At 37.8% G+C, this 17,985-nt stretch carries 19 protein-coding genes and 1 tRNA gene; 18 read left to right on the top strand and 2 right to left on the bottom strand.

The features are described from left to right. Positions 1-4: 4 nt before the first annotated feature. From hisB to ACQKN4_RS14025, 12 genes are all read left to right on the top strand, one after another. The gene (hisB, locus tag ACQKN4_RS14080) at positions 5-604 is read left to right on the top strand and encodes an imidazoleglycerol-phosphate dehydratase HisB (RefSeq protein ID WP_427483983.1); all 600 of its coding nucleotides are present in this window, start codon (positions 5-7) and stop codon (positions 602-604) included. Next, positions 601-1,233, top strand: a complete 633-nt coding sequence (gene hisH, locus ACQKN4_RS14075; RefSeq protein WP_427483982.1) for an imidazole glycerol phosphate synthase subunit HisH — start codon at positions 601-603, stop codon at positions 1,231-1,233. Before hisB ends, hisH begins: the two co-directional genes overlap by 4 nt. Next, positions 1,227-1,988, top strand: a complete 762-nt coding sequence (gene hisF, locus ACQKN4_RS14070) for an imidazole glycerol phosphate synthase subunit HisF (RefSeq protein WP_427483981.1) — start codon at positions 1,227-1,229, stop codon at positions 1,986-1,988. Before hisH ends, hisF begins: the two co-directional genes overlap by 7 nt. Next, entirely contained in the window at positions 1,985-2,602 is a 618-nt protein-coding gene (gene hisIE / locus ACQKN4_RS14065; protein ID WP_079563771.1) for a bifunctional phosphoribosyl-AMP cyclohydrolase/phosphoribosyl-ATP diphosphatase HisIE, read from the top strand. The genes hisF and hisIE overlap by 4 nt, the downstream gene beginning before the upstream one ends. 90 nt (positions 2,603-2,692) lie before the next feature. Beyond that, positions 2,693-4,216, top strand: a complete 1,524-nt coding sequence (locus ACQKN4_RS14060) for a tetratricopeptide repeat protein (protein WP_079563770.1) — start codon at positions 2,693-2,695, stop codon at positions 4,214-4,216. Positions 4,217-4,383: 167 nt separating this feature from the next. After that, positions 4,384-5,328 (top strand): thioredoxin-disulfide reductase, encoded by a 945-nt coding sequence (trxB, locus tag ACQKN4_RS14055; RefSeq protein WP_427483980.1) that lies wholly within the window; start codon positions 4,384-4,386, stop codon positions 5,326-5,328. Between the two features lie 520 nt (positions 5,329-5,848). Further along, a complete protein-coding gene (locus ACQKN4_RS14050; RefSeq protein ID WP_079563803.1) occupies positions 5,849-6,316 on the top strand; it encodes an 8-oxo-dGTP diphosphatase in 468 nt (155 codons plus the stop codon). A 9-nt stretch (positions 6,317-6,325) separates the two neighbouring features. Next, positions 6,326-7,219 (top strand): RNase adapter RapZ, encoded by an 894-nt coding sequence (gene rapZ, locus ACQKN4_RS14045; RefSeq protein WP_079563768.1) that lies wholly within the window; start codon positions 6,326-6,328, stop codon positions 7,217-7,219. Between the two features lie 4 nt (positions 7,220-7,223). Next, entirely contained in the window at positions 7,224-8,198 is a 975-nt protein-coding gene (locus tag ACQKN4_RS14040) for a gluconeogenesis factor YvcK family protein (RefSeq protein WP_079563767.1), read from the top strand. Positions 8,199-8,272: 74 nt separating this feature from the next. Then, a complete protein-coding gene (gene whiA / locus ACQKN4_RS14035; RefSeq protein WP_079563766.1) occupies positions 8,273-9,220 on the top strand; it encodes a DNA-binding protein WhiA in 948 nt (315 codons plus the stop codon). A gap of 95 nt (positions 9,221-9,315) precedes the next feature. Continuing rightward, complete coding sequence (locus ACQKN4_RS14030) at positions 9,316-9,573, top strand: HPr family phosphocarrier protein (protein ID WP_053485816.1); 258 nt, start codon at positions 9,316-9,318, stop codon at positions 9,571-9,573. A 263-nt stretch (positions 9,574-9,836) separates the two neighbouring features. Beyond that, the gene (locus tag ACQKN4_RS14025) at positions 9,837-10,256 is read left to right on the top strand and encodes a hypothetical protein (protein WP_427483979.1); all 420 of its coding nucleotides are present in this window, start codon (positions 9,837-9,839) and stop codon (positions 10,254-10,256) included. A gap of 228 nt (positions 10,257-10,484) precedes the next feature. On the opposite strand, the gene clpP is transcribed toward ACQKN4_RS14025, so the two are convergent. After that, on the bottom strand, positions 10,485-11,075 hold the full coding sequence (gene clpP, locus ACQKN4_RS14020) for an ATP-dependent Clp endopeptidase proteolytic subunit ClpP (protein ID WP_079563765.1): 591 nt from the start codon (positions 11,073-11,075) through the stop codon (positions 10,485-10,487). Between the two features lie 463 nt (positions 11,076-11,538). On the opposite strand from clpP, the gene ACQKN4_RS14015 reads away from it, so the two are divergent. Beyond that, positions 11,539-11,613 (top strand) — tRNA-Arg (locus ACQKN4_RS14015). A 432-nt stretch (positions 11,614-12,045) separates the two neighbouring features. On the opposite strand, the gene ACQKN4_RS14010 is transcribed toward ACQKN4_RS14015, so the two are convergent. Next, complete coding sequence (locus ACQKN4_RS14010; protein ID WP_079563763.1) at positions 12,046-12,660, bottom strand: spore coat protein; 615 nt, start codon at positions 12,658-12,660, stop codon at positions 12,046-12,048. Positions 12,661-12,872: 212 nt separating this feature from the next. Here ACQKN4_RS14010 and ACQKN4_RS14005 point away from each other — a divergent pair, with 212 nt between their 5' ends. The 5 genes from ACQKN4_RS14005 (at position 12,873) to ACQKN4_RS13985 (ending at position 17,419) form a co-directional block, all read left to right on the top strand. After that, a complete protein-coding gene (locus tag ACQKN4_RS14005; protein ID WP_079563762.1) occupies positions 12,873-13,454 on the top strand; it encodes a LemA family protein in 582 nt (193 codons plus the stop codon). Next, positions 13,454-14,206, top strand: coding sequence for a TPM domain-containing protein (locus ACQKN4_RS14000; protein ID WP_427483978.1), 753 nt, complete (start codon positions 13,454-13,456; stop codon positions 14,204-14,206). The genes ACQKN4_RS14005 and ACQKN4_RS14000 overlap by 1 nt, the downstream gene beginning before the upstream one ends. A 136-nt stretch (positions 14,207-14,342) precedes the next feature. After that, on the top strand, positions 14,343-14,477 hold the full coding sequence (locus tag ACQKN4_RS13995) for a hypothetical protein (protein WP_427483977.1): 135 nt from the start codon (positions 14,343-14,345) through the stop codon (positions 14,475-14,477). 223 nt (positions 14,478-14,700) lie between these two features. Next, positions 14,701-16,974, top strand: a complete 2,274-nt coding sequence (locus ACQKN4_RS13990; protein ID WP_427483976.1) for a prolyl oligopeptidase family serine peptidase — start codon at positions 14,701-14,703, stop codon at positions 16,972-16,974. Between the two features lie 208 nt (positions 16,975-17,182). Beyond that, a complete protein-coding gene (locus ACQKN4_RS13985) occupies positions 17,183-17,419 on the top strand; it encodes a glutaredoxin family protein (protein ID WP_079563759.1) in 237 nt (78 codons plus the stop codon). The last annotated feature ends 566 nt before the right edge of the window (positions 17,420-17,985 follow it).

The raw sequence follows: 17,985 nt of genomic DNA, 5'->3' as shown, positions 1-17,985 counted from the left end.
TACTATGACTGAAAAGAAACGATATGCAAAAGTTGAACGTACAACCAATGAAACACAAATTTCGGTTGCCATCGATTTAGATGGTGAAGGAAAGGCGGATATTGAAACGGGTGTTGGCTTTATGGATCACATGCTTGATCTATTTATCAAACATGGGCTTTTTGATGGGACAATACAAGCGAACGGTGATACCTATATAGACGATCACCATACAACAGAAGACCTCGGAATTGTATTAGGCCAAGCTATTCGTGAAGCGCTAGGTGATAAAAAAGGAATAAAACGTTACGGGACAGCATTTGTGCCAATGGATGATGCGCTAGCACAGGTCGTTGTGGATTGCTCGAATCGTCCGCACTTAGAATATCGTGTGCCACCATTGAAGGAAAAGGTCGGTAGTTTTGATACTGAATTAGTACATGAATTTTTGTGGAAGTTTGCACTTGAGGCAAGGATGAATGTTCACGTTATCGTACCTTATGGACAAAATACACATCATATTATCGAAGCTATTTTTAAAGCGTTAGCACGTGCCATCGACGCAGCGGTGGAAATAGATCCACGTGTGAAAGGTGTACCATCGACTAAGGGGCTGTTAACGTGAAAATAGGTGTTATTGATTATGGAATGGGGAATTTATTTAGTGTTGAACAAGCCTTAAAACGACTTGGCTGTGAGGTTGTAGTCACGTCTAACGAGACTGAGCTAGATGCAACAGATGCATTGTTGCTTCCTGGTGTTGGGGCTTTTCCAGATGCTATCAAACGTTTAGCTGAAACGAATTTAGATCGATATTTACAGAAGGTGAAAGCTGAAAATCGACCACTTCTCGGAATTTGCTTAGGCATGCAACTATTATTTGAGCAAAGTGAAGAAGTGACCACTACGAAGGGGTTGGGCTTTTTTAAAGGAAGCATTAAACGATTTAGTGGTGACAACGCAGGGCAGAAGTACCGAGTACCGCATATGGGATGGAATGAGCTCGTAGTAACAGAGCGACCTTTATGGTTAAAGGGTGAAGGAACAGCAAAGCATGTTTATTTTGTGCACTCATTTTATGCGACCGATATTGATGAAACGGAGCTTGTCGCTTATGCGGATTACCGTGGTATTAAAGTTCCTGGCATTGTTGCAAATGGCTCTATTACGGGCATGCAGTTCCATCCCGAAAAGTCAGGTGAACTGGGTGTGTATTTATTAAAGCAGTGGTTGGAGGGGGTAGCATCATGTTAACAAAGCGCATTATTCCATGTCTTGATGTGAAAGAGGGACGTGTTGTAAAAGGTGTACAGTTTGTGTCATTACGTGATGCGGGTGACCCAGTAGAGCTTGCTAAGTTTTATGATGAGCAGGGGGCAGATGAGCTTGTGTTTCTAGATATCTCGGCATCACATGAAGGCCGTGAAACGATGGTTGATGTCGTCCGACAAACTGCAGCTACATTAGCCATTCCATTCACAGTAGGTGGTGGAATCCGTACATTAGATGATATGAAACGCATTTTACGTGCAGGTGCTGATAAAGTATCCGTGAATACTTCTGCTTTAGAGCGACCGGAGCTGATTAAAGAAGGTTCTGATTTTTTTGGCGCACAATGTATTGTTGTCGCTATTGATGCTCGCTTTAGTGAGGAAGATGCTACATGGATGGTTTATACGCATGGAGGACGAAATAAAACAACATGGCAGGCAACTGAGTGGGCAAAGGAAGCGGTTCGCTTAGGTGCTGGTGAATTTTTATTAACGAGTATGAACCAGGACGGCGAGAAATCAGGTTTTGATTTAGCCTTAACAAAAGCTGTGAGAGAAGCTGTGACAGTTCCTGTTATTGCAAGTGGCGGTGCAGGGAATGCCGACCATTTTTACGAGGTATTAGCTGAAGATGTCGATGCAGATGCAGCACTTGCCGCATCCATCTTCCATTACAAAGAAACGAGCGTAGCACAAGTAAAAGAGTACTTACGTGAAAAAGGAGTGGCAGTAAGATGATGGACAGCATTAAATTTGATGAAAAAGGTCTTGTCACTGCGGTAGTACAAGATGCGAATACAAAAGAAGTACTAACTGTAGCCTATATGAATAAAGAATCTCTAGAAAAAACAATTGAATCGGGAGAAACATGGTTCTTCTCACGTTCACGTCAAGAGCTCTGGCACAAAGGGGCAACTAGTGGCTATACACAAAAAGTTGTATCAATTAAAGCGGACTGTGACGGTGATGCATTAGTCGTGGAAGTAATTCCTGCTGGCCCAGCTTGTCATAATGGAACAACTTCTTGCTTTACAGAAATTATTCAGCAAAATGCCAAAGTCGGATCTGTTGAGATTCTTTCTAAACTTACCAATGTTATTGCGAAACGTGAGCAAGAAATGCCAGAAGGGGCGTATACTACATATTTATTCGATAAAGGAATCGATAAAATCTGTAAAAAAGTTGGAGAAGAAGCGACTGAGGTTGTTATAGGTGCTAAAAATCGTGATACAGAAGAAGTAAAATGGGAAGCTGCCGATTTAATTTACCATCTACTCGTTTTACTACAAGAGCAAAAAGTAAGTGTTTATGACGTGTTACATGTGTTAGAAAAACGTCATGAGGAGAAATAACGGCATATTGCTTATTGTATGTTATAATAGAAGTTACTGTGTAAAGGAACGTATCATACGTTCCTTATTTCTTGTTTCGGAGGAAATGTATTGGAAAAGAAACGTCAGAAAGAGAATCAAACGAATATAGTGTCGTTCATTCCAACAGGCGACTATTATTATAAAAAATCAATTCAAGCAATGAATAGCGGACAAATGAATAAAGCCTATAAATATTTACAGCGAGCAGTTGATTTAAGTCCTGATGATCCAATGATTTTATTGCAATTAGCGATAGTAGAGTTAGAGGGTCAACGTTTCGAGGAAGCGTATGATCTTCTTCATCGTGCCTATCAGATAGATAAAGAAAATCCAGAAATTATTTTTTACATGGCAGAGGTTTCAGGATGCATTGGTATTATACATGATGCTAAACGCTTTGCAGAGCAATATTTAGAAATAGAGCCAGAGGGTGCTTATGCTGATGAAGCTGCTGAAATATTAGACTTTGTTGATATTGAGCAGGATGACTTTGAAGAGCTTGAAGGTTCTGCTGAAGATTTATATCGGCAGGAGCAAGCAAGACGTTGTATGGAAAAGGGAGATTTCCCTGAAGCTATTAATATGCTAGAAGAGTTAATTGAGGATAGACCAGATTTTTGGTCTGCCTATAATAACTTAGCTCTTGCCTATTTTTATGTTGGTGAAGCAGAGCAGGCGAAGGCTCTTCTAAATAATGTATTACGTGAAAATAAGGGAAATTTACATGCACTATGTAATTTAACGGTGATCGCGTACTATGAAAAAAATGAAGAGGATTTAAAAGATCTTTTAGAAGTACTTGTGAAAATTCAGCCATACTTATGGGAACATCGCTATAAGTTAGGTGCAACATTAGCGCTCGTTGGACAATATGAATTAGCATTTAAATGGTTGCGTAGCATGCAAAAAAGAGGCTATGTAGGCGATGCTGGCTTTTACTTTTGGTTATCTCATGCAGCTTATTTCTCAGGACATGAAGAAATATCAAAGAGTGCATGGGAGCAGCTACTTGAGCTAGATCCTGAAAAAGAAGGCTTTGAACCTTGGCGCCAAGAAGAAAACACGTTTTCACTGGATGCATTAGAGCATGACCGTGATTATATTGTGGAGAAGCTGGAGAGCGATTATACAAGTGAACGCATATTTGGTTTATTTTTACTAAGTTGTACAGCACATAAACAGGAAATTATCGCTCATCCCAAATGGATAGATGTTGACCAATGTAATGCGTATGAAAAGCTGTTCCTAGCTTATGCACTAGGACATCAATTTGATATGAAAAACAAAGTAGAGGCTAGCTTTATACGAGCAGTAAGTGTGTCAGAAATTTTACTAGAACAGTATGGTAAGCTGACGACATTAATTGCACCAATGTTCCAAATGTGGTTTGTACTTTGTGAGCAAGCATTGATAAACAATTATCGTTTTACAAATCCAGCGGCTATTGCAGGAGCAAATGACTATTTATTCCGCTCTTCTCGTAATCTCAAGGTGACAAAAAAAGAAATAGCTCAGCAATACGGAGTATCCGTGTCAACTTTATCGAAGTATATTGATGAAATTTTAACGTTTTTACCAAGTACGAATAATTAGACTGTGAGCAACATAGTTGAATAACTTTTTACTTTCACATACGATGAACATACTGAAGTTATTATCAATGGAGTCTTGGTTACGTCCGAGGCATTATCTTCATTCAGTAGGTGTTTGCGCACCTACTGAATGAAGGTAAAAAAGTATTTGTTTAGGGGGAAGTATTTATGTCAGAAGAAAAAATTTATGATGTTGTAATAATTGGTGCAGGTCCGGCTGGTATGACTGCGGCTGTTTATACATCACGTGCCAACCTTTCAACTTTAATGATTGAACGTGGGATCCCTGGCGGACAAATGGCAAATACAGAAGAAGTAGAAAACTATCCTGGATTTGATACAATTTTAGGGCCTGAGCTATCAACAAAAATGTTCGACCATGCTAAGAAATTTGGTGCAGAATATGCGTATGGCGATGTAACTGAAATTATTGATGGTGAAGAATATAAAACAATAAAATCAGGTGCTAAAGAATATAAAACACGAGCAATTATTATTTCTACAGGTGCGGAGTATAAAAAAATGGGCGTACCTGGCGAAAAAGAACTTGGTGGCCGTGGTGTCAGCTATTGTGCAGTATGTGATGGTGCATTCTTCAAGCAAAAAAATCTTGTTGTCGTAGGTGGCGGAGATTCTGCTGTTGAAGAAGGCGTTTATTTAACTCGCTTTGCTGATAAAGTAACAATTGTGCACCGTCGTGATAAATTACGCGCACAAAAAATTCTCCAAGATCGTGCCTTTGCTAACGAAAAAATTGATTTCATTTGGAATGCAACAGTCAAAGAAATCAATGAAGCTGATGGTAAAGTTGGAAGTGTAACATTACAATCAACTGTAGATGGTACGGAATCAGATTTTGCTACTAATGGCGTATTTATTTACATTGGAATGCTACCATTAACAAAACCATTTGAATCACTAGGTATATTAAATGATGCCGGTTATATTTTGACAAATGATAATATGGAAACAACAGTACCAGGTATCTTTGCAGCTGGTGATGTACGCGAAAAATCACTTCGTCAAATCGTTACAGCAACAGGTGACGGAAGTATTGCAGCACAAGCCGTACAGCATTATGTGGAAGAATTATTAGAAAAAATTAATGCTTAAAGTGGAGCACTCCTAAAATCTGTTTTTGAATGGATCATCACCAAAAGTTGTGTGGATGACATTTGTTAAAACGTATACTATATAAACAAGTTGATTGGAGCGGAGGCTGGACAGAAAGCGCCCAGCTGAAACGGAAATCAACCCCAGGTTATGGGTATGATCCTCTTGATTAGTTTTTAAGGAAAAATATACAATTTTAATACGGTCTTAATATAGTTGTAACTTGAATGACATATAAAAGGTGTAAGATAAAAAGTGTAATTAGCAATCCCCCTTTTATTTTGTTGAGTAGGTTGTTTCCGCCAAATAAGGTGGAGCAACCTATTTTTGTTGTAAACGGAAATTTTGAATTTTTTTATGGTGAAGTTTCATATGCTTGAATAGAGGTTAAAAATAGGTAGCCACACATGTATCGGTGAAGTTAAAATTGCAATGCCCCTAAAGTTTAGAATTGAGGACAAACCTTGTTTAGTCTTGCTATAATAAAAGGAAGAACGTAAAAGTGATTAGAGGTGTGCCTATGCAAAGAATTGCAAATTTAATAGCCATTAAAGACGATCAAGTATTATTACTTCAGAAGCCGAGACGTGGTTGGTACGTAGCTCCTGGCGGTAAAATGGAGAGCGGTGAGTCGATTTATGAGGCTGCTGTACGTGAATTTAAAGAAGAAACAAATGTCACACCTATAAATGCTCATTTAAAGGGTGTTTATACGATGATTATTAAAGAAAACAATGAGGTAGTGGACGAATGGATGCTTTATACGTTTGTTGCAAAGGATATAGAAGGCATACCGTTTAAAGAAACTAGAGAAGGCAAACTCGCATGGCACCCAGTAGAGGACTTGAAACATTTGCCAATGGCTGAAGGTGATCGTACAAACTTACAATTTGCTATCTCACAATCAGGCGTTCAGTACGGTACATTTGAATATACGACCGATTTTGAATTACTTCATGAGAAAATACAAATATCAATAGAACAATAAAGGAGCTGCATGACAGTGGTGGTTGAAGACCTAAAAGGTAAACATGAATTAGTTATTATTACAGGAATGTCTGGAGCTGGGAAAACAGTAGCTATTCAAAGCTTTGAAGATTTAGGGTATTACTGTATTGATAATTTACCACCAGCGTTACTCACAACATTTTTAACCCTACTAAGGGATTCGGGTAAAAATATTACACGTATAGCAGCTGTCATGGATATGCGTGGCGGCGACTTTTTTGATTCTCTTATTGGCGCCCTCGACCATATGCTTAAAGAAGGAGATATAGTTGCACGAATTTTATTTTTAGATGCAGATGATGCAACGCTAGTTAGACGTTATAAGGAAACAAGACGTGCACATCCTTTGGCTGCAAATGGGTTGCTATTAAATGGCATTAAACGAGAACGTAATCTTTTATCGGAAGTAAAAGGGCGCGCTAAATTTGTTTATAATACATCTAATATGAAGCCAAAAGAGCTACGTGAAAAAATTGCAAAAGAATTTGCAAATGATGCCAATAATATATTCTCAGTAAATATTATGTCTTTTGGATTTAAACATGGTATGCCGATCGATGCCGACTTAGTGTTTGATGTCCGTTTTTTAAAAAATCCATATTATGTAGAAGAGTTACGTCATAAAACAGGATTACAAACAGAGGTATCTTCTTATGTGCTGGCACTTGAGGATACGCAAACACTCATTCAAAAATTGACGGATTTGTTTGAATTTATGATTCCACTTTATAGACAAGAGGGTAAATCGCAACTTGTCATTGCTTTTGGATGTACTGGAGGACAGCATCGCTCAGTAACATTAGCGGAATATTTCGGGGCATATTTAGCTGGGAAGGAAAATACCGTTATTGCGCATCGTGACATCAATCGTAGAAAGGATTGAGTGAATGGGAAAGAAGCGAACAAAGCTTGTTGTAATAGGTGGTGGCACAGGGCTTTCTACCCTGCTGCGAGGCCTCAAGCACCACCCATTTGATATTACTGCAATTGTTACAGTAGCAGATGATGGTGGTTCTTCAGGACGCTTACGAGATGACTATGATATCCCACCACCTGGTGATGTCCGTAATGTTATCGCAGCGTTATCTGATGTCGAGCCGCTTGTAGAGCAAATGTTTCAATATCGATTTTTAGCATCGGAAGATTTACGTGGTCATTCATTAGGTAATTTAATGCTGACGGCTTTAACAGATATTACCGGTGACTTTAACCATGCTATTAGTGAAATGGGAAAGGTTTTAAAGGTGCATGGCCGCGTCATACCAGCTGCTAATAAAAAGATATATTTACATGCCGAACTTGAGGATGGTTCTATCATTGAAGGTGAATCTAAAATTCCCTTTGCTAAAAAACGAATTAGTCGAGTTTTTTTAGTACCTGAAAACGTGCAACCGCTACCAGAGGCTATTCGAGCAATCAATCGTGCTGACTATATTTTAATTGGTCCGGGAAGTTTATATACGAGTATAATTCCAAACCTTCTTGTAAAAGAAATTGGAGAAGCTGTTGTAAAGGCAAAAGGAAGAAAAATTTACGTTTGTAATTTAATGACTCAAAAAGGTGAAACCATTTCCTATACAGCTGGTGATCATGTAAAAGCTTTATATGACCATGTTGGAGACGCATTCATTGATTCTATTTTAGTAAATGATGTAAAGCTTCCTCATCCTGTAAAAGAACTTTATAAGGAAGAGTGTGCTGAGCCAGTAACGTTCGACGTTGCCAAGCTCGAAAGTATGCGATTAGAGGTTATTCAACGAGATATTGCCACGATTCGTCCTGATGGAACGGTTCGTCATAATGCGGCAAACGTTGCGGAATGGCTTGTAGATTATGCAAAAATCTATGAGGCAAAAAGTTAGTGAATTATAAAGCGCTTATTGTATATGATAAGATGGCATATACATAGAACAAAAGGTTGAAAGGAGGGCGTGATATGTCTTTTGCTTCTGAAACGAAAAAGGAATTAACTCAAATAGAAGCGGACAATCATTGTATGAAAGCAGAAGTATCTGCCCTAATTCGTATGAATGGTTCATTATCTTTCGCTAATAAGCAGTTAAGCTTAGACGTACAAACTGAAAACGCTGCAATCGCAAGAAGGCTTTATACGATTATGAAAAAACTATATCCATATAATGTAGAGTTGCTTGTTAGAAAAAAAATGCGTTTGAAAAAAAATAACGTATACATTTGCCGTGTTAGAGAAGGTGCGCGTGAGCTACTAATTGATTTAGAAATCATCTCAGACGACTTTCAATTTAATCATACTATTTCTCGAGAGCTCATTAAAAAGGGTGGCCAAAAAAGAGCATATTTACGAGGAGCATTTTTAGCTGGAGGCTCTGTCAACAATCCAGAAACATCAGCCTACCATTTAGAAATTTATTCATTATATAAAGAACATGGCGAGGCTTTAATGGATTTGATGAATGAATTTGAGCTAAATGCAAAAACAATTGAACGAAAAAAAGGCTTTGTAACTTATTTAAAAGAAGCTGAAAAAATTTCCGATTTCCTTAATATCGTTGGAGCTCATCAAGCAATGATGAAGTTCGAAGATGTCCGCATATTACGAGATATGAGAAATAGTGTTAATCGCATTGTTAACTGTGAAACAGCGAACTTAAATAAAACAATAGGTGCCGCATTACGTCAGGTAGAGAATATCCGATTTATTGAAAATTCAATAGGTCTCGATCAATTACCAGAAAAACTTCGTGAAATAGCGCGATTACGAGTAGAATATCAAGATGTAACACTGAAAGAACTTGGTGAAATGGTATCAAGTGGAACGGTTAGTAAATCAGGTGTCAATCATCGATTACGTAAAATTGATGAGATTGCTGATGCATTAAGAAGTGGCGAAAAAATTGGTGGCTAAATTTTCATACTTTTCAGGTACGTGTTGTTCTTTTGCTAGTAAGTAAGGTAAGATAAAAATAATAAGATGAACGGTAGTAAAGGGGAGTTTTAAGAATGACCGAGAGAAGAGTCCATGTAAAATTAAAATTAGGACTACAAGCTAGACAAGCAGCGCTATTTGTACAAGAAGCAAATCGCTTTAGCGCAGATATCTTTCTTGAGAAAGACGAGAAAAAAGTAAATGCTAAATCCATTATGGGTGTTATGAGCTTAGCCATTGCAAAAGGAACAGAAGTTGTCCTTAGCGGTGATGGTAACGATGCTGAGCAAGCGGTTACAGCATTAGCAGCCCTAATCGAAAAAGAAGATTAATAAAACGTATAATGCAGAAACTGTCCAAGAGGTCACACTTACATATTGGGCAGTTTTTTTGCGTTTTCACATTGAAAAAGCAGGTCCTATTTTTTGTTGGATATTTGTACAACTTGAGATGAAGGTCAATGTTATCCTATACCGATCGTCGACGTGAGGGATAGGAAGATTGAAGTGATAGGGAGTAGAGTCAGAGTCGAAGCGATGGGAGAAAGGGTGAAGTGGCGGAAAGAAAAGTTAAGATGACGGATGGAAAAGCCGAGGTGACGGAAAGAAAGGGTAAAGTGACAGAAAGAAAGGGTAAAGTGACGGAAGGAAAGAGTAGAGTGGCGGAAAGAAGAGTCAAAGCGACGGAAGGAAAGAGTAGAGTGGCGGAAAGAAAAGGCAAAGCGACGGAAGAAAAGGCTGCGACGGAAAGAAGGGCCGAAGCGACGGAAAGAAAGGGTAAAGCGACGGATGGAAATGCCGAAGTGACGGAAAGAAAGAGTAAAGCGACGGAAAGAAGAGGCAAGGCGACGGAAAGAAAGAGTAGAGCGACGGAAGAAAAGGCTGCGACGGATGGAAATGGCGAAGCGACGGAAAGAAAAGGCCGCGACGGATGGAAAGGGCGGAGTGACGGAAAGAAGAGTGGAAGCGATGGAAAGAAAGGCCAAAGCGACGGAAGAAAAGGCCGCGACAGATAGAAATACTGAAGTCGCGGATAGAAACGCCAAAAACGTGGATAGAAACGCAGAAAACGCGAATAGAAACGCCAAAAACATGGATAGAAACGCCAAAAACATGGATAGAAACGGCAAAAACGTGGATAGAAGATCCAAAGCGACGGATAGAAGAGCCGAATCAAGGGTGGACCCATCAAAGCAAACAAAAAAAGACATCTCAGGAATAAACCTGAGATGTCATTCGTTTTTTTATTTACGGTCGTTGCGATCCATAATTTGGTCGATTAAGCCGTACTCTTTTGCGCGCTCAGCAGTCATGAAGTTATCGCGGTCTGTATCTCTTGCAATGACTTCAAGTGGTTGACCTGTGCGTTCTGATAAAATACCGTTTAATTTTTCACGTAAGAATAAAATGCGTTTTGCAGCGATTTCGATTTCAGTTGCCTGACCTTGTGCACCGCCAAGTGGTTGGTGAATCATTACTTCAGCATTCGGTAATGCGAAACGTTTACCTGGTTCACCAGCTGCAAGTAGAAAAGCACCCATAGATGCTGCCATACCAATACAAATTGTTTGTACTTGTGGCTTGATAATTTGCATTGTGTCATAAATTGCCATACCGGCAGTGATTGATCCACCTGGTGAGTTAATATAAAGAAAGATATCTTTATCTGGATCTTCTGCTTGTAGGAATAGAAGTTGAGCAACAATTGAGTTAGCAACGTTGTCATCAATTGCACTTCCTAATAGGATAATACGGTCTTTTAGTAGTCGTGAATAGATGTCGTACGCACGTTCACCACGACTTGTTTGTTCAATAACTGTAGGAATTAAATTCATGTTAAATCCTCCTTAGAAAACTAAATTCGAATACTTTTGCTGAAAACTTCCATCGTATTCAGCTGTAACCTTATCATACACATTATAGTCAGGGAAGGTCAAATATTAACCCTGTTAAAGTGAAATAAATTAAAATAATTTCGCCTTGTGTTAATTGAAGCAGGCGCTTCGCTTTTACGTAGATAAACAATGCGCCTGAAGCCCGTACATTAACTTCCTTTCTAATGCGTGACATACACTGTAGCTGCGTTTTATTTACTAGGTATTTTGAACTTACTGAATGAAGATAAAAAAAGTTTAAATGTTTTACATTCTATAGTTGAATTTTGAGCAATACGTTTGTATAATGAATAAGGTCATAAGTTAAAGTACAGTACACTATTTTGTCAGGTATGCTTCAAATGAGGATTATCTACATCATGCTTTTCGTAAAGCCTAGTGGGTACTTTTTTTTTGTTCAATTGCCCTCGTGGTGTAATGGATAACACGTAAGATTCCGGTTCTTGCACTGGGGGTTCGATTCCCTCCGAGGGCGCCATTTTACTGATTATTTGATATATTTTTATAACTCGAATTCTCCTAATAAGTAGTTTAGCAGCCTGCTTAGTGGAGAAAGAGAGGGAAATTAATGGGAATATTACCCAATAGGCATTATTCCCGTATCTGTTCCTTTCAAACCTTCAAAAGAGCAACAACTCCAAATTATTTTTTAGTGAACATACTGTACGTGAAGACTAGTTATACTAGTCGAAAAAAAAGAATCCTATCTGAGGGGATTCTTTTTTTTTTGCAAAAAAAGTAACATATACAATGGGTTTTGACTGTGGAGTTAGAGATTGTGTTGGCTATTTGTCGAAGAGAGAAGCTTTTTGTAATCCGCAAAACGAGCGAGGAAAATTTATAGTTCATTAAATAAGAGCAGCCCCTGTGATGATGCATCACATATGGGACTGCTCTTGTTTTTTTATTATTAATGTAGGGGATTTGTTGTAGTGCCGAACGAATTAAGCATCGTGTTCATATCTTGTTGAGAATATTGTGGTACTTGATAGTAGCCGTGCATATTTTGGTAAATAGATAATTCGTATGCCATTTCAATGCAGTTGGGAATACTATCAGCAACAACACGTCGAACTACAGGGTTTGTAGTTTCAGTTGCGGCAGCAGTCATACATTTTGCTGCTCCTTTTTGAGCACCTAATAGGAAGCCAGAAATTGCTTCGTCGTTGAGCTCGCTTGCATTTTGCATAGGCTTTTTAGGTTGGCCAGGATTTAATCCGTATTTGAAATCATTGCCTGTCTCCATTTGATAGCGTCCTGTAGGTACGGAAGGATCATGCCCTGTATTAAATGATTCCACAATTGTGTTATACATACCTAATGTGAAATTATATTGGCGATCCAAAATGCTAAGTAACTCAGGATCCTTAACATGTTGACGTAAAAAGATCGATTGATTCATTCCAGCAATAATTTCGCCAATTGTTTCATGCATGTCCATTAGTTCATGTCCACCATGATTTAGGCTTTGTTGTTGGTTGAATGATGTTTGGTTTGATGATTCATTTTGAAACGATTGTGTCAAAAAAAGCGCCTCCTATATATCATAGTTTTGTTACATATTAAGTATGGCACGTTAGACAAATTTCATACGGTATTGATGCGTTTGCATATAAGTAGAATAGTGATGTTTTTTTGTTGCATATTAGTGGTAATGAAAAGAATGGCTCATCGTCAAAATAAATAGTATTTCTGATTTTGAGTGATAGCTAAAAGAAAGCGAAGGTGGTTTTAAAGTTGAAAAAAATATTTGGACCTATCGGAATTATCGTTATTATTTTAGTTGTATTGTCCTTACTATTTATACCAAAATACAATAGCCTTGTAACGGCTGAGGAGGGCGTAGATTCGAAATGGGCTCAGGTTGAAAATCAGCTACAACGTCGCTACGATTTGATTCCGAACTTAGTAGAATCTGTAAAAGGATATGCCAACCATGAAAAAGAAGTTATCGCTAGCATTACAGACGCACGTGCACAAATGGGAAGTGCTCAAAGTCCAAAGGAGCAAGCGGTTGCCAATGATGCATTGAATGGAGCACTTAGTCGATTGCTAGTAGTTGTAGAAAATTATCCGAATTTAAAGGCAGATGCAAACTTCCGTCAATTAATGGATGAATTAGCGGGGACAGAAAACCGTTTAGCTGTTGCCCGAGAAGATTATAACAATGAAGTGCAGGCTTTTAATAAAACAGTCAAACGTTTCCCAGGTAATTTAATCGCGGGGATGTTTGGCTTTGAACAGAAGGAATATTTTAAAGCTGCTGCCGGTGCTGAAAAGGCACCATCTATAGATTTTAGCGGTTCAGGTAAACAATAATGAAACGGTTGATGACCCAACTTGCTATTGTTGGCTTCCTATTTATTTTATCTATTAGAACAGCAGATGCCACAATGCCAACACCGATGAAAAATACGTATATTCATGATTTTGCTAATGTTATATCTGCCTCTGTAGAGGAAGAACTCAATCGTTACTCAGAGCAGCTAGATAAAGGTACAAGTGCTGAAATTATGGTCGTAACAGTAGATAATATTAATGGCCAAGAGCCAAAAATGTATGCAACAAAAATGATTCGCTCTTGGGGTATTGGTGATGCCAAAAAAAATAATGGTGTGTTAATCTTAGCAACGTTTGGGCAGGGGAAAGGCAATAATGATGTTGTTATTGCAGTGGGTCAAGGCCTTGAAGGGGCATTACCTGATGGCAAACTGGGGCGCATTTTAGATGATGCGTTTTATCCAAATGTAGGTGCTGAAAATATGGATAAGGCATTTAAAGCAACGTATGCGGAAGTATTTCAAAATGTCGCGCAAGAGTACGATTGGGATGGAGAGGTGCCTGAAAATACAGCAGACAGTGAAGGAATGCCAACGTGGATAATTATTTTAATCGTTATCATAGTAATTGTTGTATCAAATGGTAGAGGGGGAGGGCCTCGTTCAGGTCGACGTGGCGGTTATCCAGGTGGTTTTGGTGGCGGCTTTGGCAGTGGCGGCTCTGGAGGAAGTGGCTTTGGTGGATTCGGAGGAGGCTCATCTGCTGGTGGTGGAGCAAGTCGGAAATTTTAACTTCTTTCCGAATCTAGACGAATTATGCTGAGGCGATTGATTATTATATTCAAAAAAGTGAACTACAAATGAGTTCACTTTTTTACTGGTTTAAAAGTTCTAACGATCTAACGTGTATTGATATGGAGTAACCACTTTGAATAAAAGACTTTTATCAGCATCATTAGCAGTTAGTTTAACAACATCAGCTGTTATTCCTGTAACTATGAAGGAAGTTTATTGCACAGTCCTTTTATTATTGAAAGTAAAAACACATGAATACGCCTTATGAAAAGTTTTATGCTACAAGAAGTAATGGGGAGTTCGTTCAGTCATCAGTTGTTTGCACCTTTGATGACGAATACATACAGACTGTTTATCTACTCATGTATTCAGTTGATTTCATACCTTTTAATCTAGTGAACCAGAAAATTGACAAACATACAGAAGTTGGTTTAAATTTGTTGTATTGACAAAAAATGTATGACGCGAACTGATAATAGGAGGGAATCGTTTTGAAGAAAAGATTTTTATCAGCATCATTAGCGGTTATTTTAACGACATCTGCTGTCATTCCTGTATCTATGCAGGAAGTGCGCGCGGCCAATGAAACTAGTAGTCAAGTAGAAGTAAGAGAGGAACGTCTATCAGCTAAGGAGTTTTTAGATTTAACGGTAACAGCTCTTACGTTCCAGCATGGATCTGAAACAATGCGTCAGCAAATCATTGATACGTGGGTAAAAGGCGCAGAATTAAAAGATTTAAGTGTCAATATTAAACGTGATGAAGTGGCACGTGTTTTAGTAAGAGCTTTAAATAAAGAAGAAAAAGAAGCAACACTTGCCGAGTATCAAGAAAAAGCAAATAAGCTTGGTTTATTTAACGGTCTTTCGAATAGTGAAACGATTACTAAACAAGATGCGGTCAAAATTTTAAACAATGCTAAAAATGTGAAAAACGCTGTCAGTAATAAAGGCGTGAAAGAAATTTCTGTAGAAGATTTCATGAAAAACCCTGGAAGCGTCGGCTATCAACTTTCACCAGACGGAAATTACATTACTTATAACTCTGCGTGGAAAAATCGTTCAAATGTGTACGTAAAGAAAATGAATGATGATAGTGAGCCAGTACGTGTATCTAGCTCAAAGGACCGTGATATTGCCGGGTCATTCTGGAAAGATAATAATTTACTATATTTAAAGGATAAAGGTGGCGATGAAAACTTCCACATTTATTCAACGAAATTTAATGGTAATAAGGAAAAAGATTTAACTCCTTATCCAAATGTAACAGTTAGGTTCTTAAGTGATTTACAGGGCGTTAAAGACGAAATCCTTATTACGATGAATAAAGAAGATGCAAAGGTCTTTGATGTATACAAGCTTAATGTGAAGACTGGAAAAACTACACAAGTTGCTAAAAACCCAGGTAATATTTCGAGTTGGTTAGCTGATCATGATGGAAAAGTACGTATGGCAGTTACCTCAGATGGTGTAGAAGGAACTATCCTTTACCGTGACTCAGAGAAAGACGAATTCAAGCCATTTATTGAAATGAAAGCAGGAGATGAAGTAATGCCAATTGCTTTCTCTAAAGACAATAAACATATTTTTGCAACTTCTAATAAAGGAAGAGATAAAGTAGAAGTGGTTAAATATGATTTGAAAGGTAATGAAGAAGTAATTATGTCCAACTCAGAAGTGGATGTAATAGGTGTATTATATAGTCCTGAGAAAGATAAATTATTATACGGTGGATATATAACGGATAAAGTACACTATCAATTCTTTGACAAGGACTTTGAAAAACTATTCCGTAAAATTCAAAACAAATTAGGAGTTCATGAAAGTGAATTAAGTATTAATGATTACAATAAAGAAATGACAAAATTTATTGTTAGTGTTTCTAGTGACACTGTTTACGGAAAATATTATTATTACGATTCAACAATAGATAAAATGACAGAAATGGGAACATTAAGCCCTTGGTTAAAACAAGAAGAGCTTGCAGAAATGCATCCAATTTCATATAAAAGTCGAGACGGTCTAACAATTAACGGTTATTTAACATTACCAAAAAACAAAGAGGCTAAAAATCTGCCGCTTATCGTCAATCCACATGGTGGACCATGGGGACGTGATATGTGGGGCTTTAATCCTGAGGTGCAACTACTAGCAAATCGCGGTTACGCAGTACTACAAATGAATTTCCGTTCTTCGACTGGATACGGTAAAAAGTTCCTTGAGGCTGGTAATAAGCAGTGGGGTCTCAAAATTCAAGATGATATTACGGATGGTGTACAATGGGCAATCAACCAAGGTATTGCAGATCCAAAACGAATCGGAATTTACGGTGCATCCTTTGGGGGTTATGCAACTTTAGCAGGTATCACTTTCACACCAGATCTATATGCAGCGGCAGTTGATTATGTGGGTGTATCGAATATCTTTACGCTATTAAATACAATTCCTCCATACTGGGAAACAATGCGTGAAATGTTATATGAGCGAGTAGGGCATCCAGTGAAGGATAAAGAGCTATTAACAGCAGTTTCACCTGTCTTCCACGTGGATAAAATTAAAACACCATTATTCGTCGCTCAAGGTGCAAATGATCCACGTGTAAACAAAGCTGAATCTGATCAAATTGTTGAAGCGTTACGTGCAAGAGGCGTCGATGTAGAATACATGGTGAAGGATAATGAAGGCCATGGTTTCCATAATGAAGAAAATAGAATCGAATTCTACAATGCAATGCTGAAATTCTTAGATAGCCATCTGAAAAAATAATATGTATGAAAGAAGACTGTGCAGGAAGTATGACCTTGCACAGTCTTTTATAGTTAGAACCTTAATAGAATAATCCATATATCCGATAATTTTGTTATTTTAGGGATAGGAAAAGTCAGAACCATTTTAATAATGGGTGCTATTTCCCGAAAAATTGTTTATAGATAGCTGTTTCGTTTTATAATAGCTCATAAGGGAGGTGCTGTAATTGAACGTGAAATTTTTTAGTCGAGCGAATTGTGGACTATGTGTAGAGGGACTGCATACATTAAAGCTTGTACAGGAAGATATAGATTTCGATTTAGAAATTATCGATATTGAAGAAGATGAGAGCATACATGAAAAGTATATGCTCATGATTCCGGTAGTAGAAAAAGATGGGCAAGTAATACAATACGGCAATTTGGATTACCCAACACTTATGGAGCATTTATGTAGCGAATAACAAAGGAGGAACCTTGTATAAATCAACATACACAGAGCGTGGAAACGAATATGCTTAAAAAATTCGCTTCCTTCTAAGAGGTTAATTATTTATGTAGACCTAATTATAGTACCCTTATGATGTGTTCCTTTAATTGAAAGGGTTGATTCTATTTAATAGTATGATTTAGCTGTTGTTAAATCTACTGTATTGAAAAATTGTTTAAACGTGTTGACAGGTGAAAAGTAATCGTGATATATTATTATTCCTGTCACTTCGACAGTAAAAAACATTTCAAAATAGGTTTGACAAACATATTGATATTTTGATAGAATAAAGTCCTGTCACATTGACAGTGAAAAAACACTTCAAAATAGTTGTTGACAAACATATTGATATTTTGATATAATTATTTTTGTCGCTAGTCGACAATGAAACATGAAACATGAACCTTGAAAACTGAACAAGCAAAACGTAATCAATAAAGTTTTCAGTAGCTAACCTTGAGTTAGTGAACGAAACAAAATTTTGGACATCAAACATGATGCCAGCAAAACAATTTGAGCTAATCAAATTTCTTTTATGGA

It is taken from the genome of Lysinibacillus sp. NPDC093692, assembly GCF_050280125.1.
Lineage (GTDB): Bacteria > Bacillota > Bacilli > Bacillales_A > Planococcaceae > Lysinibacillus.
The sequence above is the reverse complement of the archived record's forward strand: the minus strand, read 5'-3'. Positions and strand labels throughout refer to the sequence as shown.